Origin of the sequence: Sulfitobacter sp. HI0129, assembly GCF_001635395.1 — a bacterium.
Lineage (GTDB): Bacteria > Pseudomonadota > Alphaproteobacteria > Rhodobacterales > Rhodobacteraceae > Sulfitobacter.
Map to the genome: position 1 here is coordinate 1 of NZ_LWGH01000205.1, position 20,912 is coordinate 20,912.

Sequence of the window (20,912 nt, forward strand, 5' to 3'; positions counted from 1 at the left end):
TGCGGGCCGCACTTTCCCGACCTGCAGACGCCCGCTACCGCAGAGGCGGTACTTGCCGCCGTGAAGCGAGCACGCCATGGGGTTTGATCGCGAGGCATTGATCGCCGCCTGTACGCGGCACGGGCGCGTGGCGCGCGTCGTGGTGGCAGCAGTCAGAGGGTCCGCCCCGCGGGAGGCGGGTACCGCGATGCTGATCTGGCAGGGGGGGCAGGACGGCACCATCGGCGGTGGCAGGCTGGAGCATGAGCTGACCGGGCATGCACGTGCACTATTGGCAACGGGACAGTCCGAACGCATCTTTGGTCGCCATGCCCTCGGCCCGGAATTGGGCCAGTGCTGCGGCGGCAGCGTCGACATGCTGACCGAAGTGTACGACAGCCAAAGCGCCGCGGCCCTGCCCGAGGATATCGTGGCGCGCGGGCCGGGGGAAATGCCGCTTGCCGTCCGGCGATTGCTGGCGGAGGCGCGCAACGGCAAGGGCCTGCCGGACGCCAGATATCTGAATCGCTGGATGGTCGAACCGGTCTCGCGGAACGAAATGCCCGTCTGGATCTGGGGCGCGGGGCATGTGGGGCGGGCGCTCGTCAACGTGTTGGCCCCGCTGCCCGATATGGGGCTGACCTGGGTGGATACGCATCCGGATCGCTTTCCCCAAACCATCCCCGAGGGGGTGACAGTCCTGCCCGCGGCGGAGCCTGCGCGGCTCATCCCCCATGCCCCCCGCGACGCCGCCCATCTGATCGTGACCTATTCCCATGCCCTTGACCTCGCGCTGTGTGACGGGCTGCTCCGCCACGGGGCACGCTTTACCGGACTGATCGGCTCCGCCACGAAATGGGCGCGTTTTCGCAAGCGGCTTGCGGCGATGGGGCATCCTGCAGAACGGATCGGCACCATCACCTGCCCGATCGGTGATCCGGGACTTGGAAAGCATCCGCAGCAGATCGCCCTTGGCGTGGCCGCGCAACTGTTGCACCTTGGGGCGCAACCGGTGCAAATCGCGCCAGAGGAGAATACCGCGTGACCGATACGCCCCTGTTGCAGCTGGACGGACTCACCAAGGGCTACCCCGGCGTGATGGCCAATGACGATGTATCCCTGTCGATCGCGGCGGGTGAGGTCCATGCCCTGCTGGGCGAAAACGGCGCAGGCAAATCCACCCTGGTCAAAATGATCTACGGGCTGGTCAAACCCGATGCGGGCCGCATGAAAATGTTCGGCAAACCATATGATCCCACCGACCCCCATGCGGCACGTACCGCGGGCGTCGGCATGGTCTTTCAGCACTTCTCGCTCTTTGACGCATTGACCGTGGCCGAGAACATCGCACTGGGCATGGAAAACGCACCGAAGATGCGCGAACTCAGCCGACGTATCCGCGAGGTGTCGGAAACCTATGGCCTTCCGCTCGCGCCCGACCGGACGGTGGGCGATCTTTCTGCCGGGGAACGTCAACGGGTGGAGATCATCCGCTGTCTCTTGCAGGATCCCAAACTGCTGATCATGGACGAACCGACCTCGGTCCTCACCCCGCAGGAAGTCGAAATCCTGTTCAAGACGCTGCGCAAGCTCAGCGCGGAAGGGACGGCGATCCTCTATATCTCGCACAAGTTGGGTGAAATTCGCGCGCTTTGCGACAGTGCCACGATCCTGCGATTGGGAAAAGTGGTGGGGCATTGTACCCCGTCGGAGACCTCGGCCCGGGAAATGGCCGAGATGATGGTCGGCAACACCCTGCAAACCCCCGTGCGCGCCGGTAAAACGCCCGGCGACGTGGTGCTGGAACTAAAGAACCTCTCGGCCCGTTCGCCCAGCGCTTTCGGCATGCCGCTTCGGGAGATCAGCGTTTCCGTCAGGCGGGGCGAAATCCTCGGCATCGGGGGCGTGGCAGGGAACGGGCAAGACGAATTGTTGGCCGCCCTTTCAGGCGAAACCCTGTCGCCCCGGGGAACGATCCTATTTCAAAACAGCGACGTGGGCCTGATGGGGCCCACCATGCGGCGCGCCGTGGGCATCCTGAGCGCGCCCGAGGAACGGCTGGGCCATGCCGCGGTGCCCGACATGTCGCTTACCGAGAATGCCATGCTGACCGGTGCGGCCCGCGAAGGCCTGGACCGGGGCGGGCTGTTGGATTGGCGCGCTGCCCGTGACTTTGCCAAACGGATCATCGAGGCCTTCGATGTCCGTACGCCCGGCCCCGCCAATGCGGCGCGGTCGCTTTCCGGCGGGAACCTGCAGAAGTTCGTGATCGGGCGCGAGGTCTTGCAGCGCCCGGAGCTGCTGGTGGTGAACCAGCCGACATGGGGCGTCGACGCCTCAGCCGCTGCGGCCATCCGCCAGGCCCTTCTCGATCTGGCAGAAAACGGAGCGGCCATTGTCGTGATCTCGCAGGATCTGGACGAATTGATGGAGATATCGGATCGCTTCGCGGCGCTGAACGAGGGCCGTCTGTCGGAGCCGCGCCCGGCGCAGGAACTGTCGGTCGAAGAGATCGGCCTGATGATGGGTGGATCGCACGGGATGGAGGTTGCGCATGTCTGACCGGACGCGCCGAATGGCGACCCGACCCTCCGGGGGGGATTTTGAACCATTTGGAAGAAAGAGGCCGCGCGCGTGATCCGGTTCGAGAAACGGCCCCAGCCCAGCCGCGCCCTGTCGCTCGCCACCCCGTTGCTGGCGGTGCTCGCCACCATGATCTTTGGCGGGCTGCTGTTTATGGCGCTGGGCAAAGACCCCGTCACCTCCATCGTCACCATTTTCTGGGAGCCATTGTTCGGTGAGTTCGCTTTTTATTACCGCCCGCAGCTGCTCATCAAAGGGGCGCCGCTGGTCCTGATCGCTATCGGATTGTCGCTGGGCTTCAAGGCCGGCATCTGGAACATCGGGGCCGAGGGGCAGTACATCATAGGTGCCATCTTCGGTGCGGGCGCCGGGCTGGCCTTCTATCCGGCAGAGGGGTGGTTCATCTTTCCGCTGATGATCCTTGCCGGGGCGTTCGGCGGCTGGATCTGGGCGATGATCCCCGGCTTTCTGAAGGTGCGCTTCGGGACGAATGAAATCCTCGTATCATTGATGCTGGTCTACGTGGCGGAGCAGTTTCTGGCCTCGATGTCATTAGGGCTGCTCAAGAATCCCGAAGGCTTCGGTTTTCCCGGCTCGCGGAACCTGCAGCAATATGAGCCTGCGCATAATGCCGAACTGCTGGCCGGGTCCGGAATGCACTGGGGCGTTGTGGCGGCGCTTATTGCGGTGATCTTCGCCTATGTCCTCCTGACGAAACACAGGCTGGGCTTTGCGATCCGCGTTACGGGCGAAGCACCCCGCGCGGCACGCTTTTCGGGGGTGAGCCCTGCCCGGCTTATCCTGTTCTGCATGGGTCTTTCCGGCCTGCTGGCTGGGCTCGCGGGCATGTTCGAGGTTTCGGGCCCCGCCGGGCAGATCACGATTGACTTCAACGTAGGCTACGGTTTCACGGCGATCATCGTGGCGTTCCTCGGTCGGCTCCATCCTATCGGGATCCTTCTGGCCGGGGGTCTGATGGCGCTGACCTACATCGGGGGGGACATTGCGCAGTCGAACCTCGGCCTGCCCGCCGCCGCGATCCAGGTGTTCCAGGGCATGCTGCTGTTCTTCCTTTTGGCCTTCGACATCCTGACCAACTACCGGCTCCGCCGGCAACACACGGCGGAGACGGCCTGATGGATCTTTCGGCGATCAACCCCCTGCTCTTCGTGGCCGGGTTTCTTGTGGCGGCGACACCGCTGATTTTCGCGGCCATTGGCGAGTTGGTGGCCGAAAAGTCCGGCGTGCTGAACCTTGGCGTCGAAGGCATGATGATCACCGGCGCGATCTGCGGTTTCGCCACTGCGGTCGAAACCGGCTCTCCACTTCTCGGGTTCGCCGCTGCCGCTGCAGGCGGGGCGGCACTGTCGCTGCTGTTTGCATTCCTTACGCAAGTCACGCTTGCCAATCAGGTCGCATCCGGCCTTGCGCTGACGCTTTTCGGGTTGGGCCTTTCCGCCCTGTTGGGTCAGGGCTACGTCGGGGTGAAGCCGCCCCGGCTGGGCGATATCGACTTCGGCCCGCTGGCTGACATCCCGGTGATCGGGCCCATTCTCTTTACCCATGACATCATTCTTTATCTTGGGATCGCGCTCGTCGCCGGGGTCTGGGTGCTGCTCCGCTTCACCCGGGCGGGGCTGATCCTGCGGGCGGTCGGCGAAAGCCATAATGCGGCGCATGCGCTGGGGTACAAGGTTCGCCGTATCCGCACCCTTGCCATCGTCTTCGGCGGTGCCTGCGCGGGACTGGGCGGTGCCTACATCAGCCTGATCCGCGTCCCGCAATGGACAGAAGGCATGACCGCGGGCGTGGGCTGGATTGCCCTCGCGCTCGTGGTATTTGCCAGTTGGAAGCCCTGGCGCTTGCTGCTGGGTGCCTATCTTTTTGGCGGTATCACCCAGTTGCAGCTCAATCTGCAGGGGGCGGGCGTTGCCATACCGGTCGAGTATCTGGCAATGTCGCCCTACCTCATCACCATCCTTGTGCTGGTGATCCTTTCGGCGGATAAAAGTGCCGCACCGGCCTCGCTTGGCCGGAACTTCCACGCCTCGGGTTAGAGGCATCGAGTAAGCCCCGACTAACGGGGCATCAACAGGGGAGACCTTCATGAAATTATCAACGATTCTGACCAGCGCCACGCTGGCGCTCGGCCTCGCGACCGGTGCGGTCGCGCAGGACAAGACCAAGGTAGGCTTCGTATACGTGGGCCCCGTGGGCGACGGCGGCTGGACCTACGAACACGATCAGGGCCGGCTCGCCGTGGAAGAGGAGTTCGGCGACAAAGTCGAAACCGTATACGTTGAGAACGTGGCCGAAGGCCCCGATTCCGAGCGGGTCATGACGCAGATGGCGCTCGACGGTGCAGATCTGATCTTTACCACGTCCTTTGGGTACATGGACCCGACGATCAACGTGGCGAAGAAATTCCCGGACGTGAAATTCGAACACGCCACCGGCTACAAGCGGGCGGACAACGTATCGACCTATTCGGCACGTTTCTACGAAGGCCGCGCCATTCAGGGCCTGATCGCCGGGCACATGACCGAAAGTAACATCATCGGCTACATCGGCTCCTTCCCGATCCCGGAGGTCATCCGTGGCATCAATTCGGCCTTTATCCATGCCCGCAAGGTGAACCCGGATGTGCAATTCAAGATCGTCTGGGCCTACACATGGTTCGACCCCGCGAAGGAAGCGGACGCTGCCAAGGTGCTGATCGAACAGGGTGCCGATGTCGTGCTGCAGCACACCGACTCCACGGCCCCTCAGGCAGCGGCGCAGGAGGCGGGCAACGTCATTACCTTCGGGCAGGCCTCCGACATGGCGCAATATGGCCCCAAGCCCCGCGTCTCTTCGATCATCGATGACTGGGCCCCCTACTACATCGAACGGACCCGCGCCGTCATGGATGGTACCTGGGAATCCACTGACACCTGGGACGGTATCGGCGCCGGCATGGTTGGCATCGGCGAGATTTCCGATGCGGTACCTGCCGACGTGAAGGCCGAAGCGCTGGAACTGAAGGAGAAGATCGCCAGCGGTGAATACCACCCCTTCACCGGCCCGCTGAACAAGCAGGACGGTTCCGAGTGGCTGGCCGACGGTGAAGTCGCGGACGACGGCACGCTCGCAGGAATGAACTTCTACGTGGAAGGTCTCGAAGGGACTATCCCCCAGTAAGCAAGAACTACAGTTCTACCCCAGGGGCCGGCGCTAACGCCGGCCCTTTTCGTTTCCGCCCCCCCAGGGACTGTCCCCTTCCCCCCATTTACAAATACCTATTGTCTCATGGTTCCGTGCCGCAGCCCTATTGACCCGCCGGGAACAAGGCACGTTGCGGCGCGGCACGCTTTCACTACACTGGCCCTTCACCTTATTCGAAAAGGCCCGGCCATGATCAAAGTGCACCACCTCAACCGTTCCCGTTCCCACCGGATTCTCTGGCTGTTGGAGGAGTTGGAGCAGCCCTACACGATCATTCCCTACACCCGCGACGCGCAGACCAATCTGGCGCCTCCGGAACTGTCGCTCGTTCATCCGCTCGGCAAGTCACCGATGATCGAGATCGACGGAACGCTGATCGTGGAAAGCGCCGCAATCGTCGAAACTCTCTGCACGCGCTACGCGCCCGACATGATCCCGGACCGGGGCACAGCCGCCTACCTGAGGCATCTGGAGTTGATCCATTTCGCAGAAGGATCGGCCATGACACCGATCTTGCTGAACCTTTACGTGAGCCGGTTGGGGGACGCCGGCAAACCGCTGCACCCCCGCATATCGTCCGAACTCGATAACCACTATCGCTATATGAATTCGCTGGTCCGGCCTTCGGGGCATTTCGTACTCGACCGACTGTCCGCCGCGGACATCATGCTCAGCTTTCCCGCTGAAATCGCGATGCGTCAAAAACGAGGGGATGATTTTCCGGCGCTCGCCGGTTTCGTCGAGATGATCCAGGACCGCCCCGCCTACCGCCGCGCCACCGAAAAGGGCCGCGTCGCAGGCGATTGATAGAAAAGTTCAAGGGTGGCGCGGCCGAACCGGGCCGCGCTACCTCGTATAGCGGAAGGCGTCAGTTGTTGTGATAATCGCCGTAGGCACCGTATGTCTCACCGTAGCCATACTTCTTCATACCCTTGGCGTTGATCTGGCTCAGCACGAGGCCTGTTACACGGACCTGAACATTCTCAAGCGATTTCAGCCCCTCGCGCACCTGCCGCTGGGAAGTACTGTCCCACTTCACCGTATAGATCACCGCATCCATTGATCTTCCGATGACACGCGCATCCGGTACCGCCAGTACAGGAGGTGTATCGATGATCACGTAATCATACTTGCTGCGCAGATCTTCCAAGAACCGCGTAAATCGCTCAGAGGAGAAGATGTCCGCCGCGTTTGTCTCTGTCTTCTCGCCAATGAGGATATCGGCGTTCAAAGTAGGTTCGTGAGAGACAGCCTCCTCCAATTTCGCTTCTCCTGAAAGGACGGCAATCAATCCCTTCTTTTCCTGGATATCGAAGTATTCAGCAAAGACCCGCTTCCGGATATCCCCTTCGATCAGAAGAACCTTCTTTCCCAGACCGGTCAGGTTCTGAGCCAGCGCCAGCGACTGCGTGGTCTTCCCTTCCCCCGGAATGGATGACGTGGACATGATGATCTGTGGCGGATTGTCGATATCGGACAAAAGGATAGAGGTCCTCAAGTTCCGAATAGCCTCCGCAGCGGCAGACGTGGGCCTGTCAGTCAGATATTTCAGGACGTTTTTTCGCCTGCGGGCAGGTATCGCAGGAATCTGGCCGATCACCGTATGGCCGGTCTTTCCCTCCAGCTCTGTACTATCGCGGAAAGTATTTTGTGCGAACTCTCGCCCGAGGACAATTGCGGAGCCCAGGAAACTGCCCAGTATGAGAGATAACGTCAGTATCATCGGTTTTTTTGGCGAGGTCGGGCTCAGAGGAACCACAGCTTGAGAAAGCATACGGCTATCGGCTTGCTGTATACCTTGCTGAACGCTCGTTTCTTTCAATCGACCCAGAAAGAATTCATAAATTAACCTGCTCGCCTCAGCTTCCCTCTGCAATTGCTGAAGCGTGACAAGATCGGCTGACTGGCGCGCCGCGCGCTCTTCCTGATCAGAAATGGTTGCCTGCAATGTAGCGACTTGGTTGCTGACTCTTTCAGCTTCTAGCCGCGCTCTAGCTAGAACCTGCTGGTAGCGATTCTCGACTAAGGCTGAATCAGCTGGGGATATACTGCTAGCATTGGCCTCGTCCAAAATATTAGCCAGGGCCGGGTCATTTGAAATTTCAGCTAGACGCTCGAAATCACCTGCCTCTTTCGCATCGATCAGGGCATTGAGGCGAACCAACGCCGCAGCTTCGTCCTCCCGCGTTTCTCTGAGCCGGTCGCGCAGCTCCTTAATTCGCCGGTTCAAGAAGATCAAAGCTTCAGGGCTAACAAGCTCCGTTTGCGCATTGAATTCTTTTGCAGCTGCTTCGGCAGCTTCAAGTTGGACTTGTAATTGGCTAACCCGGTCAGTGAGCCAGACAGTAGCCTTTTCAGTGGCGGCAAATTTAATCTCTAATTGATCTTGGATGTAGAGTTCAGCAAGGCTATTAGCAATCAGCGCTGATTTTTCCGGCTGTTGCGTTACGACCGTAACCCGGAAAACAAGACTCTGCCGAATGTTACTGATGGAGATCGCGTCGAGCACATTATCGATTACTGTGTCCATAATGCGTCGCGGCGATGGTTCTTCTTTCAACTCCGGTGGTAGTCCGATTATTTCTCTAACCCACTCAACAAATCGCGAAACGCTTAGCCGAGGCTCGCTCCTCAGATGAGGATTGAATTCAGCGTCTTCTACCAAGGAAAGCTGAACCACCAACTTTTCTATCAAACCGCGTGACTTAAAAACTTCTACTTCGGTATTTATCGAAGCTTGGTCTCCCGATAACCCAGTCATAACGCTGGTGATATCGACCATCTGCTGCTCACGGCTTTCCATCGCCACCGTAGCAGTCGAAGCATAGAGGGGTACTGCAACACTGTAAGCATACCACCCCCCGATCACCAAAGCGATTAGGGTCGTCAAAATAATGAAGAACTTGCCTCGCCATAGAGTGCGGGCGACCTGCGTCAGATCGATCTCATCGTCGTCCGGAGTTGGCTCGTGGGCATCAAGCCTAGTAGGATGTTTGCCAAGCTGGAACGATTGTGAAGTCATGTAAGGTCGAGCTCGCACGGTAATAAGCACAGGATCAGAGTTGCTTCACACAACAGAACCTTAAACGCAACGCCTTAATGGCCTCCACCTGCCCCCGTGGTTGGTTTGTCATGGGATTCCCTCCACCCAAGTAAGCTGCCCCCCGAAAACTGGACACTGACGTAAGCTCTGATTTGCTGTCTGCTGATCTTCACCACGAAGTAGATCGAAGATGTCGAAACGAAAGCAACATGCCCCTGAGTTCAAGGCGAAGGTGGCGCTGGAAGCGCTGAAAGGCGAGGCGACCGTGTCGGAGCTGGCGAGCCGGTTCGGTGTGCATCCAACGATGATCAACCAATGGAAACGTGCACTGCTGGATGGCGCGTCCGGTGTCTTCGAACGTGGCGGCTGCAAGGCACCCGTCGTCGATGAAGACCAGGGCAGGGATCTGCATGCCAAGATCGCAGAGCTGGCGGTGGCCAACTCTTTTTTGGAAAGAAAGCTCAAGCCCTGGGGCGGGAAGTGAGGCGTGGCATGATCGAACGCGACCATCCTGACCTGTCGATCGGTCAGCAGTGCGCGCTTCTGTCGATACCGCGGTCGTCGTTCTACTATTCGCCGCGGGGAGAGACGGATCAGAACCTTGCGCTGATGCGGCTGATCGATGTGCAGTTCCTCGAAACACCGTTCTTCGGCGTCCGCCAGATGACCTGGCATCAGCGCAACGAAGGACATGCGGTGAACGAGAAGCGCATCCGTCGGCTCATGCGCCTGATCGGATTGATGCCGATCTATCAGAAACCCAACACCAGCAGGCCAGCGAAGGGACACAAGACCTATCCCTATCTGCTGCGCGGTCTGCGGGTGGACAGGCCAAACCAGGTCTGGTGCGTGGACATCACCTATCTGCCGATGCATCGCGGGTTCCTCTATCTGGGGGCGATCATGGACTGGCATACCCGGATGGTCCTGTCTTGGCGGATCTCGAACACGCTTGACACCGACTTCTGCGTCGAGGCGCTGAATGAGGCCATCTATCGGTTCGGGCCTCCTGACATCATTAACAGCGATCAGGGATCGCAGTTCACATCGTTTGCCTGGAGACAGACCGCCTGCGGCGGTCGGGGGTCCGCATCTCGATGGATGGCAAGGGTCGCTACCTGGACAACATCTTCATCGAGCGCCTGTGGCGCACGATGAAATACGAGTGCGTCTATCTTCACGCCTGGGAGACCGGGTCACACGCCCGCGCGGGTGTCAGGCAATGGATGGAGTTCTACAATCACCGCCGCCCACACAAGGCCCTTGGCGGACAGCCACCGGCAGTGATCTACTCGCTGCAAATCGAAACAATGCAACCCGATCAGCAGGAGCAGATCAGAGCTTAAAAAGCGCCAGATCCTGTCCAAGGAATGGGAAGCACCTCAAAGACTAAATTCCGTCCCGACTTTAGCTACACTTCATCCCCATTGAGGATCTGGCGTAATTTAAGCTACTCGTTGCACCTGCTCATCGGGGTGGTAGATGTCATTTCTTTACCGATAGACGAGCGCCGATTGGTATTGCCCCGCCGATTGGACCTGTCCCGCTTTCGTGCCGCCCCAGATGCCCGTTTAAGCCACCTTTCGTTCGAAGGCGACCGGGCTTTTCCAGCCTGAGTAGCGGCGTCGCGGATTGTAGAAGCCGTTGATATATTCGAAGATCGCCGTTTCAGCCTGTCGTCGCGTTTCCCATGACCTTCGCCAGATCAGCTCAGCCTTGATGGTTTTGAAGAAGGTCTCGACCGCCGCATTATCATAGCAATTGCCTTTGCCAGACATCGACACCATGAACCCATGTTGGCGCAGGATTTTCTGATAATCGTGAGAGCAATATTGGGCGGATTCAACCGGTCGTCGCAACACCCTGATCTCGGAGGTGTTGATGATGACGGGAAGAAGGAAGTCGGAGCGCTCTACACGGCGCAAATTATGCTCGCCAGGTCGACCGCCAGTCTGGCAACGTGAGCATCTATGCCGGTTCTGGCGGGAGATTGCAGCGGGGCTGTCCAGCGAGGAAGCTGCGGTCGCAGCGGGAGTTTCACCGCCTGTCGGAACCCGTTGGTTTCGGATTTCTGGCGGAATGCCCCCCACCCATCTCGCGGCATTGGCTCCTTTGCCGAAGTGCCGTAATCTGTCGTTCGCGGAACGCGTGGAGATTGCCATCGAATGCGCTCGTGGCACCGGCGTCCGGATGATCGCGCGAGAGCTGGGCCGATCCCCGAGCACGATCTCGTGAGATCAGGCGCAACTCGGCGACGCGCAGCGGAGAGTTTGACTATCGGGCCATTGCCGCGCAGTGGCATGCGGTTTGCTCGGCCAAGCGTCCAAAGATCAGCAAGCTCGCAGCCAATCCCGACTTGCGCGACTACGTGCAGGATCGGCTGTCCGGCCTCATTGCCACGCCGGACGGCATCGCATTCGATGGGCCTGTCGTGGTATGGAAAGGACGGCGGGCCGTTCGCCGGCAAAGCCGACGCTGGTCATCTGCCTGGAGTCCAGAGCAGATCGCGCAGCGTTTGAAGCTGGACTTCCCCGAGGATCCGACGATGCGCATCAGCCACGAAGCCATCTACCAGGCGCTCTATATTCAGGGCCGCGGGGCGTTGAGGTGAGAGCTCTCAGCCTGTCTGAGGTCCGGCCGCGCCCTCAGGTTGCCCCGCGAACGTGCCCGGAACCGCGGCAAGGCTTTCATTACCGACGCGTTGATGATCAGCGACCGCCCGGCGGAGATCGGTGACAGGGCTGTTCCTAGTCATTGGGAAGGAGACCTCATTCTCGGCCTCGGCAGCTCGGCGATCGGCACGCTGGTCGAACGCACGACCCGCTTCACCATGCTCCTGCACTTGCCCCGCATGGAAGAGCACGGGACGGCCAAGTCTGTCAAGAATGGGCCAGCCCTTGTCGGCCATGGCGCCGAGGCCGTCCGGATGCTATCGCAGGGACGATCAGCAGCCTGCCTGCCCACCTGCGTCGCTCGTTGACCTGGGACCAGGGGGCCGAGATGGCCCAACACACGCAGTTGCGGATAGATACCGGTCTCGAGATCTACTTCTGCGACCCTCAGTGCCCCTGGCAACGCGGCAGTAACGAAAACACCAACGGGCTGCTCCGGCAGTACTTTCCCAAGGGGACCGATCTCAGCCAACATGGCACCGAAGAGTTGAGCGCCGTTGCCCATGCGCTCAACACGCGTCCCCGAAAAACGCTGGCGTGGCAAACGCCCGCAGAGGCTCTCGACCGGCTGCTCAAAGAGGCTATAAACGAAGGTGTTGCGACGACCGGTTGAATCCGCCTTGTGACCCGCGATCCGAGTGATGAATGCAGCGTTTGGGCGGCATCCTGAATGCAATCGCCATTTCCAGCGCCCGGATTTCCAAGTCACGTTTCATGCGGTTGCTCACGGCCCAGCCGATCACGCGCCTTGAATGCAGGTCCATGATGACGGCCAGATACAGCCACCCCTCACGCGTCCAAATATAACTGATATCGCTTGCCCACTTTTGGTTGGGCGCATCGGTGTTGAAGTCACGATCCAGCAGGTTGGGCGCGATATTGAACTTGAAATCGCTGTCGGTCGTCACCTTGTGTTTGCGGGTTCTGACGACGGATATGCCGTTCTGGCGCATCAAACGGCCCACACGGCGATGACCGACGTCCAGGCCGATCTCCTTCAACTCCTCAGTCATCCGAGGCCTGCCGTAGCTGCCAAGACTGAGGCGCGATTGTTCTTTGATGTGAGCCAGCGTGACCAGATCAGACCGCTGTCTGCGACTGACCGGGCGGTTGCGGAATGCACGTAAGCCACGTGAACTGACATCCATGATCTTGAAAAGACGCGCCGTTTCGAAAGCCCCCACGTGTTCTTCGATGAACCTAAACCTCATGGCTTTTGGCCCGCGAAGAACTGCGTTGCTTTTTTATGATTTCCCTCTCCTCCTTGAGAATGCGCACCTCTCTGCGTAATTATTCGGGAGCGCATCATCGGCCCACAAATTGCGTTTGATCTCACGGAAACTCGTCGATTTGTGGCGCTTGACCGCGTGCCATCTCTCTGACAGACACTTTTGCATGCCACTAGGTCTCGATCTTGTGGCGTTTTTGCAGCGATAGTTGCGTGTAGACGGCTCCCATGCCATGTTCTCCAATTAGATAACTCACAGTTTTCTAATTGGAGTCGCAATTGAGGGTAGCGCGCTCCACCACACATGTCGCTTAGCGGGCTGGCTCCGGCCGTCTACGCCAAACTTAACTGTGAGCTCCGCAAAGGCTCCGCGCCGCAGGCCTTGACCGCAACTAAATCAACAGAAAGAAACAAGAACGTATTCTATACCTGAACGGCCCGGACCAGCGAGCTTGGTCATCTTAGGGACGAACTTTGCTTATGATTTTTTCAAGGGGCGGCTATGTTTGAAATTTTCTCGTATTTTGACGCATGGGTAATTCCTACCGTTTTTCTGGCCAGTTTGGCACTTTGCGGGTTTGCAGCGCTCAAATCGGACCTTTTTCTCAATCAGGATTTCATGGTTCGCGATCTTGCAGCACCGCAAGCCCAGCACACACGTCCAACACCACGCGTCGGAGGAGCTGCAATGATTGCAGCGCTGTTTTTGGGCGGGGTCCTACTATCGGATCAATTGCAATCAGACCTGAAGTTTGCGCTGCTGTCCGGTTTAGTCGTGTTTTTTGTCGGTTTGAGAGAGGATGTAGCAAGAGATATGTCTCCGAAGGTCCGTCTCGTTGCTGCCTTTATTTCGGCAGCGTTGGCAATTGAGGTGTCCGGAATGATGGTTCCAGGTTTGGGCTTACCTCAAATCGATATTCTATTCACGTCATTGCTGATCGCATTGTTTGTTACACTTGTATGGTCGGCTGGCACTGCTAATGCGCTTAACCTCATCGATGGCCTGAACGGTCTGGCTTCGGGCTACGCAATCTTGGCAGCCGCGGGGTTATTCGCCATCGCCGGTTTTACGGGCGAAACCGATATCCAGCTAGTGTCGATCTTGTTAATAGCGGCGATGTTGGGGTTCTTCGTCGTCAACTGGCCATTTGGGTGCATCTTCATGGGCGATGCTGGAGCATATGGGTCTGGTCATGTCTTGGCATGGCTCGGAATTATCTTGATGGCCCGTAACCCGGATGTTGCAGGCGTCGCTGTTTTGCTGCTACTTTTTTGGCCAGTCGCTGATACAGTTTTTTCCATAGTTCGCCGGCGTTTGGGTAAGCAGGCTGCTGGTCAACCAGACCGATCTCATTTTCATCATCTTGTCTTGCACGCACTGCAATATTTACTTGAGGATCGATTGGGCTGGCTCGTTGATTCGAGAACACGGAACTCTTTCGCATCACTAATACTCTGGCCATTTATGGCAGCCCCCATATTCTTTGGAGTTCTTTTCTGGGACAGCCCGGGTAAGGCTCTGGTTACGTTTTTATTTTTCTCATTCTTGTACGTAACAACCTATATCGCTTTAAAAACCTATTTTGTCGGCCGCCGAATCCCCTTTACAATGATGCTCGAACCTGCAGAGACTAAGTTATTGGGTCCCGACTTCGAACCCTCGACATTTTCCGGTATGTATATTCAAGGTTCTGTTGCGGTAGACGTGCAGATTTTTCGAGGGACATCCAGCAACCGCTGGTCACTAAGCACCTTAGCGGACAATGCCCGAGATTTAATATGGGAAGAGCAATTTGATTCCGAAATTGAGGCTTGGGAATTTTTTTTGATGACTGCACGAAATTTTGGCATGCAGGCTGTTATGGGCCCCCAGTTGCAACGGAGTGCGTTACAGGATTCGACCCATTCCTTTGGTTACGATTGTTAATCCTCAGAGGTGGGCGCGAGACTTCGGACCCGTGCCTAGGGTCAGGACCCATTGATTTCCGCTTAGGAGCGTGATTCACGGTTCGAAAACCTAGCGGTGAACATGTCTGATCTTTTCTGGCTGACGGATTCGCAGATGGCGCGTCTTGAGCCTTTCTTCCCCAAATCCCATGGCAAGCCTCGCGTCGATGACAAGCGCGTCCTGAGCGGGATTATCTTCTTCAATCGCAATGGCTTACGATGGCGAGATGCGCCGAGGGAATATGGCCCGCACAAAACGCTCTACAACCGTTGGAAGCGCTGGAGCGATAAAGGCATCTTTGCCCAGATGATGGTCGGCTTGGCCGCTGATCACGGCGAGCAGACGACGGTCATGATCGACGCCACCTATCTGAAGGCGCATCGAACGGCGACCAGTTTGGGCGTCAAAAAAGGGGGCGTGGACGCCTGATCGGGCGCACCAAGGGCGGTATGAATACCAAGCTTCACGCCATCTGCGACAGCCAAGGACGGCCGCTGAACCTGTTCGTGACCGCTGGACAAGTCAGTGACTACATCGGTGCACGCGCACTCGTCGGCAGCCTGCCAAAGGTAGATTGGCTTCTCGGTGACCGTGGATATGACGCCGATTGGTTCAGAGAAACGTTGAAAGACAGAGGGATACGCGCATGCATCCCCGGCCGAACCCAGCGCAAGAAAACCGTCAAGTACGACAGGCGCCGCTACAAACGTCGCAATCGGATCGAGGTCATGTTTGGAAGGTTGAAGGACTGGCGGCGGGTGGCAACCCGATACGACAGATGCCCGAAGGTCTTCCTGTCAGCTATCGCCCTGGCCGCCCTCGTCATTTACTGGCTATGAGTCCTGACCCTAGTCATGTTTTTACTGAGTTGCACAAAGTGCCCATATTCAGAAAATTCCTCAATCACTTGTTTCGCTAGTGGTTTTAGAGTTTGGCTTAAACTTGCCTCGCCATACTCAACCTTGGTCAACTCAAAAAACTGCGATCCAAAGTTAACTTTCCCAAAATCTTTTGTAAGCCAATCGGACGAAAAGCCTATCGCGATGCCTAAACCGTCCTGAGCGTACGCACGCCATTGACTAAGTAGGTCTCCGTTTTCTGAAAGGCATAATGCAAAGCCTTCCGTCGAATCAGCATACCCCTCCACAATAACAGATATTACATCTACAACTTCCCGCGGCAGATCTGATTCAGTAAGCAACTGTGAGAATACGCGCCCTAGCACTCGCCCTTCCAAGCTATCGTTTGCTGCAGATAACGCTGAAAGACGAAAAGTCCGACGTTGAAAAATGGCTAGCCCCGTAGGAGTGCTGCAATAATGGTAAAGTAACCGATCAGTTGTCATCTATAAAGAATCCCTCTGATATTTTAACGCCCTAAAAAATGTTTGATTTGTCGGCAATGGACACCTTAAGAAAGGCAAATCCCTTTTTTTCCAAATAGCAGGTCAACTTTGAGCAGGCTGCGTTCCAGGATCCTCATGATTTTCCAAAGTCATGCTTAAGGTCGTGAGTGCTTAGCCTGACAGGGCCGTGCCGGACCATGCGCCCGTCCCGATAGCCCAAATTGTATTTATGGCCGAAGCCATTTTCAGGTTTGGTCTCTCGTTCTTTCGGACTGTTTCTTTGCTCATGTGGTTCTCCCTTCCGTTCGATGTTGACAGTTCAACGGCGTAAGCCAATCCCCAGAGGGCAATGAAGGTTAGAAGGCCACCGAGACAGAGAACATGACGGGGAATCGAACCCCAACCTATCAGACCTGTCAGGCTAAACACTCACTAAGACAGCATAGATATCTGATGCAGGGAAGCAACGCCCGAAAGTCTGTTTTTGGCAAGCAGCACCGCTGCAGCTGTTCCTTTCACGAATGTCAGCTTCGGACCGATAGTTGACGTTGAAATACCAACTGCCACCCCCCAATCCGATTACTTCATTCCAAAACCCCCGCCTCTTCCCCCAGCAAAAACCCCTGCGGAATAACAAACCGCTGGTCGTCCACGCGGATCACATACATGCCCTCGGCACGCTCCCAGTCCATGTCCGTTCCCACGCCCGACATCGTGGAGCTTCCGCGCATGAAAGCGCCGTGGGTGAAATAGAGCTGCCGGGCAAAGCCGTTGGGGAAGGTCGCGACGACTGTGGCGTCGCCTCCACCGCTGCGGGCGATGGCGGCGGCGCAGGTTCCCAGCGCCTGCCCCTGTTCCTGCGCGCAGGCGATCTCGCTCCGGTCGTCGTAGTCCTTGGCGCGCGCGCGTTTCTTGCTGTCGTCCCGCCCGGTGGGGATCACGCCGTCCGGCCCCCGTGCAGGGGCAAGCTGCGCCGCCCTGACATAGCCCGGCTTGCCCATGTCGAGCGGCGCGACCTCGCACCAGACGACTCCGCCCTGCGCCGCGTCGCATCCCCGGTTCGAAAGCAGTGTTCCGCCGGGCAGGGCGGCACGTTCTTCGCTGTCTTCGGCGGGGGCACGGTGGAGCTGCGCGCCTTCCGCCGTGACCTCCAACCGTCGCGGCCCACCTGCCTCCGGCGGGGCGAACCCGGTGCCTGAGGGGTTCCCTTCGGCCGATGCGCCCGTGGATATGGAGAGCGCAGAGGACAGGAGAAGGGAGAGCGGGATGGCTGAAATACGCATGGATGACCTTTCCGTGGGCGGGGCTGATGCAGCCTAACCCGGATCGGTCCGTTTTCCATGGTCAAAGTCGCGTGTTCAGCCCCGGCCACGGTAGGGCGGCACGCCCTGATCCGGGATCCAGACGCCTTCGGGCAGAGGCCCTGTCTGCCAGAACACGTCAATGGGGATACCGCCGCGCGGATACCAATAGCCCCCGATCCGCAGCCACTGCGGTTCGAGAAAATCGGCAAGGCGCCGGGCGATGGAGATCGTGCAGTCTTCGTGAAAGGCGCCATGGTTGCGGAAGGAGGTCAGGAACAGCTTGAGCGACTTGGATTCCACCAGCCACGGGCCGGGCACATAGTCGATCACCAGATGGGCAAAGTCGGGCTGGCCCGTCATCGGGCAGAGCGAGGTAAACTCCGGCGCGGTGAAACGCACGTTATAGGCCACATCGGCCTGCGGATTGGGGACGCGCTCCAATTCCGCCTCTTCGGGGCTGGCGGGGATCCGGGTCGCGCCGCCAAGTTGCTTGAGGTTGCTGTAGATATCGTCGGACATCGTGGTCTCCATCGGTCAGACGCCGCGCTTGTTGCCCCAGATCAGGACATGAAGCTGCGGCAGGATACGGGGGGCGAACCAGCCGTCGGCCATCGCCTTTTCGGTCAGCCATCCAAGGCGATCGGCCAGGGCCTGCGGATCGACCGGCACCTCCGGGTCGACCTCCGGATTGCCGGGCTGAAGGTAGAGGGCAAGATCGGGATGCCGGGCATGGGCATCGCGCGCCCAGTTGTAATCCGCGTCGTCGAAGATCACGATCTTCATCACCTGCAGGCGCGCGCCCGCCCCGGCGGTGCGGCAGGCGGTGAAGGCGTCCCAGTCCACCTCCTCCCCGCTGGAGGGGGGCTTGGGCGACAGCACCAGCGTATCGAGGTCCGAAAACCATTCCTGTGCGACGGAGCCTTGGGTTTCGCAGGCAAAGCGATAGCCCTTTGCCCGGCCCAAAGCGATCAGCGGGCCAAAATCCTGTATCGCGGGGTTGCCCCCGGAGAGGGAGATGGTGAGGGGCTGGCCGCCCGAAAGCTGCTCGATCCGCTCCCACACGGCGTCGCTTTCCATCGGGGTCCATGTATGGCGATACTTGCTTTCCACCGCATGCAGGCTGTCGCACCAGCTGCAGCGGTAGTCGCAGCCGCCAGCCCGAACGAAAACCGTAGGCTCGCCGATCAGCGCCCCTTCGCCCTGTATCGTCGGGCCGAAGATTTCGGCGATGCGCAGCGTCATGGCCGGTATTCCGCCCAGGTCTTGGGCGTCTCGCTGACCAGCACGGCGCTGGTTTCCGGCCAGCGGGCGACGCACCATTCATAGAAATGCCGCGCCATGTTCTCTGCCGTGGTGTGGCCCTCCATGACATCGTTGAGGTGCCGGTGATCGAAGGTATCGTCGATATAGGTCTTCAGCGGTTTCAAATCCTGGTAATCGCGCACGAAGCCATCCGCGTTCAACGCTTCGGCGGCGAGCTCCACCACCACGATGTAGTTATGGCCATGCAGCCGCGCGCATTGGTGATCGTCGGGCAAATGCGTCAGCTGGTGCGAGGCGGAAAAGTGGAATTCCTTGCGGATGCGGAACATCACCCCTCCTTTCGCGCGGCAATCGCTGTGCGCCAATAGTCTGGATCGGCATAGGCCGTGGGGTCTTCGACCCCGGCGAGGTCGAAAGCCTCGCGCCGTTCCACACAGGTACCGCAACGCCCGCAGTGAAGCGCGCCACCCTTGTAGCAGGACCATGTCTCGGCAAAGGGCGTGTTGTGCCGCGCGCCTTGGCGGACGATGTCGGCCTTGCTCCGCTCCACGAAGGGCGTGTGCAGCCGCACATCGGCATAGCCATCGAGTGCTGCCTGCTGCATGGCATCGAAAGCGCGGGTAAAGCCGGGGCGGCAGTCGGGATAGATGAAGTGGTCGCCCCCGTGCACGGCGGTAGCCACGGCCTCGTCCCCCTGTGCGGCGGCAAGACCGAAGCCGATCGCCAGCATGATCGCGTTGCGGTTGGGCACGACGGTAATCCGCATCGTTTCCTCGGCATAATGGCCATCCGGCACATCGACATCGTCGGTCAGGGCCGAACCGGAGAGTTCGGCGCCGATCCCGCGCATGTCGATCAGGTGAAAAGGCACGCCCAACCGCTTGGCGGCGGCTTCGGCGAACTGCACTTCCTTGCGGTGGCGCTGGCCGTAATCAAAGGAGACAAGCCGCGTGAGTTCATGCTCATCGGCAGTGATATGCGCGAGCGACACGGAATCGAGCCCGCCCGAGCAGATGACAAGTGTTTTCATGTTCTGGCCCTTGTTTTGATGTCCGGGTAGGCTGCGACCGGATGGCGCGGCTTATCTCATACCGGGCATAAATTGCAAGCGGCCCGCCGCCGCGGGGCCCGGGGCTTCCTTCTGGTGCAGGGTGATGCTACCTGTCCGGACCTTCGATCGGGGTAGGTGTGTACCGGCGCGGTCAGGGGTAATCGAGAAAGGCGGATCAGGTGGTTCCGAAGATACAGGCAGAAAAGGGTGGGGTTCCGGGTGTCCGAGAGGCTGCGCGGCTTTCGGTGGCACCCATGATGGACTGGACCGACCGTCATTGCCGATACCTTCACCGGCTCCTGTCCCCCTCGGCGCTGCTCTACACCGAAATGGTGACGGCGCCCGCCCTGGTTCGGGGTGGGGCACTGCATCTGCTCGATCACGATCCGGCGGAGCATCCCGTCGCGCTCCAGCTTGGCGGTTCCGACCCGGAGGAATTGGCGGAAGCCGCCCGGATGGGGGCCGAGGCGGGCTATGATGAGATCAACCTCAACGTGGGGTGCCCGTCCGACAGGGTGCAATCCGGGTCTTTCGGCGCCATCCAGATGGAGCGCCCGCATCTCGTGGCCCGCTGCGTCGCCGCCATGCGCCGCGCGGTGGATGTGGAGGTGACGGTGAAATGTCGTATCGGGGTCGATGCGCAAGAGCCGCGAGAGGTGTTGCCCGAATTCCTCCAGATCATTTCCGACGCAGGCTGCGAACGGGTGACCGTGCATGCCCGCAAGGCGTGGCTGCAGGGGCTTTCGCCTAAGGAAAACAGGGAAATCCCGCCGCTCGACTATGACATCGTGCGGGACATGAAGGCGCGTTTCAGCCATCTGCACCTGTCGATCAACGGCGGCATCACCACGCTCGACGCGGTGGAAGGGTTCCTCGACGACGGGCTTGATGGCGTCATGATCGGGCGGGCGGCCTATCATTCGCCTGCGCAGGTGCTCTGCGGGGCGGAGCGCCGGATTTTCGGCAGGCCGGGCGGCCTTTCGGCGGAAGAAGCGGCCCAAGCGATGATCCCTTATGCGAATGCCCATGTGGCGGGGGGCGGGCGGCTCAATCAAGTCACACGGCATATGCTGGGTCTGTTCGCCGGGCGGCCCGGTGCCCGGGCATGGCGGCGCTGCCTGTCCGAAGGGGCCGCGCGACCGGGGGCCGACGGCAGCCTCATCGCCGAGGCGCTCACCCGTCTGGAGGGGGTGGCAGAGGCCCCCGCGACGGTGTAGCAGGAACCGGGGTCAGGCTCGGCTCCGCCGGGACGGAGACCGCGATGACCGATATGACCCTTCTGATCGAAATGG

General features: G+C 59.3%; 16 protein-coding genes and 5 pseudogenes. 11 read left to right on the forward strand and 10 right to left on the reverse strand.

Annotation, left to right across the window (positions count from 1 at the left end):
- Window positions 1-76: 76 nt before the first annotated feature.
- The 6 genes from xdhC (at window position 77) to A3764_RS02135 (ending at window position 6,573) form a co-directional block, all read left to right on the forward strand.
- On the forward strand, window positions 77-1,024 hold the full coding sequence (gene xdhC / locus A3764_RS02110; RefSeq protein WP_067926288.1) for a xanthine dehydrogenase accessory protein XdhC: 948 nt from the start codon (window positions 77-79) through the stop codon (window positions 1,022-1,024).
- Window positions 1,021-2,541: an ABC transporter ATP-binding protein gene (locus A3764_RS02115; protein ID WP_236627992.1), complete on the forward strand. Its 1,521-nt coding sequence runs from the start codon at window positions 1,021-1,023 to the stop codon at window positions 2,539-2,541. The genes xdhC and A3764_RS02115 overlap by 4 nt, the downstream gene beginning before the upstream one ends.
- Window positions 2,542-2,613: 72 nt before the next feature.
- Window positions 2,614-3,699 (forward strand): ABC transporter permease, encoded by a 1,086-nt coding sequence (locus A3764_RS02120; protein WP_067926292.1) that lies wholly within the window; start codon window positions 2,614-2,616, stop codon window positions 3,697-3,699.
- Window positions 3,699-4,619: an ABC transporter permease gene (locus A3764_RS02125; RefSeq protein WP_067926296.1), complete on the forward strand. Its 921-nt coding sequence runs from the start codon at window positions 3,699-3,701 to the stop codon at window positions 4,617-4,619. Before A3764_RS02120 ends, A3764_RS02125 begins: the two co-directional genes overlap by 1 nt.
- Window positions 4,620-4,668: 49 nt before the next feature.
- Entirely contained in the window at window positions 4,669-5,742 is a 1,074-nt protein-coding gene (locus A3764_RS02130) for a BMP family ABC transporter substrate-binding protein (RefSeq protein ID WP_067926300.1), read from the forward strand.
- 213 nt (window positions 5,743-5,955) lie between these two features.
- Window positions 5,956-6,573: a glutathione S-transferase family protein gene (locus A3764_RS02135; RefSeq protein WP_067926303.1), complete on the forward strand. Its 618-nt coding sequence runs from the start codon at window positions 5,956-5,958 to the stop codon at window positions 6,571-6,573.
- Between the two features lie 61 nt (window positions 6,574-6,634).
- On the opposite strand, the gene A3764_RS02140 is transcribed toward A3764_RS02135, so the two are convergent.
- Window positions 6,635-8,788, reverse strand: coding sequence for a GumC family protein (locus A3764_RS02140; protein WP_082851021.1), 2,154 nt, complete (start codon window positions 8,786-8,788; stop codon window positions 6,635-6,637).
- Window positions 8,789-8,999: 211 nt separating this feature from the next.
- Here A3764_RS02140 and A3764_RS24485 point away from each other — a divergent pair.
- Window positions 9,000-10,155: pseudogene (locus A3764_RS24485) on the forward strand (IS3 family transposase).
- Window positions 10,156-10,380: 225 nt separating this feature from the next.
- Here A3764_RS24485 and A3764_RS24490 read toward each other — a convergent pair.
- Window positions 10,381-10,647 (reverse strand): annotated as a pseudogene (locus A3764_RS24490) (IS3 family transposase); the annotation flags it as partial.
- 46 nt (window positions 10,648-10,693) lie between these two features.
- Here A3764_RS24490 and A3764_RS02160 point away from each other — a divergent pair.
- Window positions 10,694-12,094 (forward strand): annotated as a pseudogene (locus A3764_RS02160) (IS30 family transposase).
- Between the two features lie 7 nt (window positions 12,095-12,101).
- Here the strand turns inward: A3764_RS02160 and A3764_RS02165 are convergent.
- A pseudogene (locus A3764_RS02165) lies at window positions 12,102-12,771 on the reverse strand (IS3 family transposase); the annotation flags it as partial.
- Window positions 12,765-12,939, reverse strand: a pseudogene (locus tag A3764_RS26395) (helix-turn-helix domain-containing protein); the annotation flags it as partial. The pseudogenes A3764_RS02165 and A3764_RS26395, both read right to left, overlap by 7 nt.
- A 272-nt stretch (window positions 12,940-13,211) precedes the next feature.
- On the opposite strand from A3764_RS26395, the gene A3764_RS02170 reads away from it, so the two are divergent.
- Both A3764_RS02170 and A3764_RS23870 read left to right on the forward strand, forming a co-directional pair.
- Window positions 13,212-14,636 carry an MraY family glycosyltransferase gene (locus tag A3764_RS02170; RefSeq protein WP_082851052.1) on the forward strand — a complete coding sequence of 475 codons (1,425 nt, stop codon included), beginning with the start codon at window positions 13,212-13,214 and terminating at the stop codon, window positions 14,634-14,636.
- Window positions 14,637-14,738: 102 nt separating this feature from the next.
- Window positions 14,739-15,496, forward strand: a protein-coding gene (locus tag A3764_RS23870; RefSeq protein WP_150120826.1) for an IS5 family transposase whose coding sequence is annotated in 2 segments (ribosomal slippage) — window positions 14,739-15,075 and window positions 15,075-15,496 — 759 coding nt in all. Because the reading frame shifts where the segments join, the coding sequence is not laid out codon by codon here.
- On the opposite strand, the gene A3764_RS23875 is transcribed toward A3764_RS23870, so the two are convergent.
- The 6 genes from A3764_RS23875 to queC all read right to left on the reverse strand — a co-directional run bounded on the left by A3764_RS23875 (window position 15,484) and on the right by queC (window position 19,599).
- Window positions 15,484-16,002, reverse strand: a complete 519-nt coding sequence (locus A3764_RS23875) for a DUF2971 domain-containing protein (RefSeq protein ID WP_082851044.1) — start codon at window positions 16,000-16,002, stop codon at window positions 15,484-15,486. The genes A3764_RS23870 and A3764_RS23875 overlap by 13 nt on opposite strands.
- Window positions 16,003-16,586: 584 nt before the next feature.
- Window positions 16,587-17,285, reverse strand: coding sequence for a hypothetical protein (locus tag A3764_RS02185; RefSeq protein ID WP_067925108.1), 699 nt, complete (start codon window positions 17,283-17,285; stop codon window positions 16,587-16,589).
- 75 nt (window positions 17,286-17,360) lie between these two features.
- Window positions 17,361-17,825 carry a preQ(1) synthase gene (queF, locus tag A3764_RS02190; protein ID WP_067925199.1) on the reverse strand — a complete coding sequence of 155 codons (465 nt, stop codon included), beginning with the start codon at window positions 17,823-17,825 and terminating at the stop codon, window positions 17,361-17,363.
- Window positions 17,826-17,840: 15 nt separating this feature from the next.
- Entirely contained in the window at window positions 17,841-18,548 is a 708-nt protein-coding gene (gene queE / locus A3764_RS02195; RefSeq protein ID WP_067925111.1) for a 7-carboxy-7-deazaguanine synthase QueE, read from the reverse strand.
- Window positions 18,545-18,898: a 6-carboxytetrahydropterin synthase QueD gene (gene queD / locus A3764_RS02200; RefSeq protein WP_067925114.1), complete on the reverse strand. Its 354-nt coding sequence runs from the start codon at window positions 18,896-18,898 to the stop codon at window positions 18,545-18,547. The genes queE and queD overlap by 4 nt, the downstream gene beginning before the upstream one ends.
- Complete coding sequence (gene queC / locus A3764_RS02205; RefSeq protein ID WP_067925117.1) at window positions 18,898-19,599, reverse strand: 7-cyano-7-deazaguanine synthase QueC; 702 nt, start codon at window positions 19,597-19,599, stop codon at window positions 18,898-18,900. Before queC ends, queD begins: the two co-directional genes overlap by 1 nt.
- Before the next feature lie 200 nt (window positions 19,600-19,799).
- Here queC and dusA point away from each other — a divergent pair, with 200 nt between their 5' ends.
- Window positions 19,800-20,837, forward strand: coding sequence for a tRNA dihydrouridine(20/20a) synthase DusA (dusA, locus tag A3764_RS02210; protein WP_269084741.1), 1,038 nt, complete (start codon window positions 19,800-19,802; stop codon window positions 20,835-20,837).
- The last annotated feature ends 75 nt before the right edge of the window (window positions 20,838-20,912 follow it).

Bases quoted from the DNA above. Each gene is read 5' to 3' on its own strand.
- queF (WP_067925199.1), bottom strand. From the start codon at position 17,825: ATGTCCGACGATATCTACAGCAACCTCAAGCAACTTGGCGGCGCGACC.
- queE (WP_067925111.1), bottom strand. From the start codon at position 18,548: ATGACGCTGCGCATCGCCGAAATCTTCGGCCCGACGATACAGGGCGAA.
- A3764_RS02125 (WP_067926296.1), top strand. From the start codon at position 3,699: ATGGATCTTTCGGCGATCAACCCCCTGCTCTTCGTGGCCGGGTTTCTT.
- xdhC (WP_067926288.1), top strand. From the start codon at position 77: ATGGGGTTTGATCGCGAGGCATTGATCGCCGCCTGTACGCGGCACGGG.
- A3764_RS02140 (WP_082851021.1), bottom strand. From the start codon at position 8,788: ATGACTTCACAATCGTTCCAGCTTGGCAAACATCCTACTAGGCTTGAT.
- A3764_RS23875 (WP_082851044.1), bottom strand. From the start codon at position 16,002: ATGACAACTGATCGGTTACTTTACCATTATTGCAGCACTCCTACGGGG.
- queC (WP_067925117.1), bottom strand. From the start codon at position 19,599: ATGAAAACACTTGTCATCTGCTCGGGCGGGCTCGATTCCGTGTCGCTC.
- queD (WP_067925114.1), bottom strand. From the start codon at position 18,898: ATGTTCCGCATCCGCAAGGAATTCCACTTTTCCGCCTCGCACCAGCTG.
- A3764_RS02130 (WP_067926300.1), top strand. From the start codon at position 4,669: ATGAAATTATCAACGATTCTGACCAGCGCCACGCTGGCGCTCGGCCTC.
- A3764_RS02170 (WP_082851052.1), top strand. From the start codon at position 13,212: ATGTTTGAAATTTTCTCGTATTTTGACGCATGGGTAATTCCTACCGTT.
- A3764_RS02135 (WP_067926303.1), top strand. From the start codon at position 5,956: ATGATCAAAGTGCACCACCTCAACCGTTCCCGTTCCCACCGGATTCTC.
- A3764_RS02185 (WP_067925108.1), bottom strand. From the start codon at position 17,285: ATGCGTATTTCAGCCATCCCGCTCTCCCTTCTCCTGTCCTCTGCGCTC.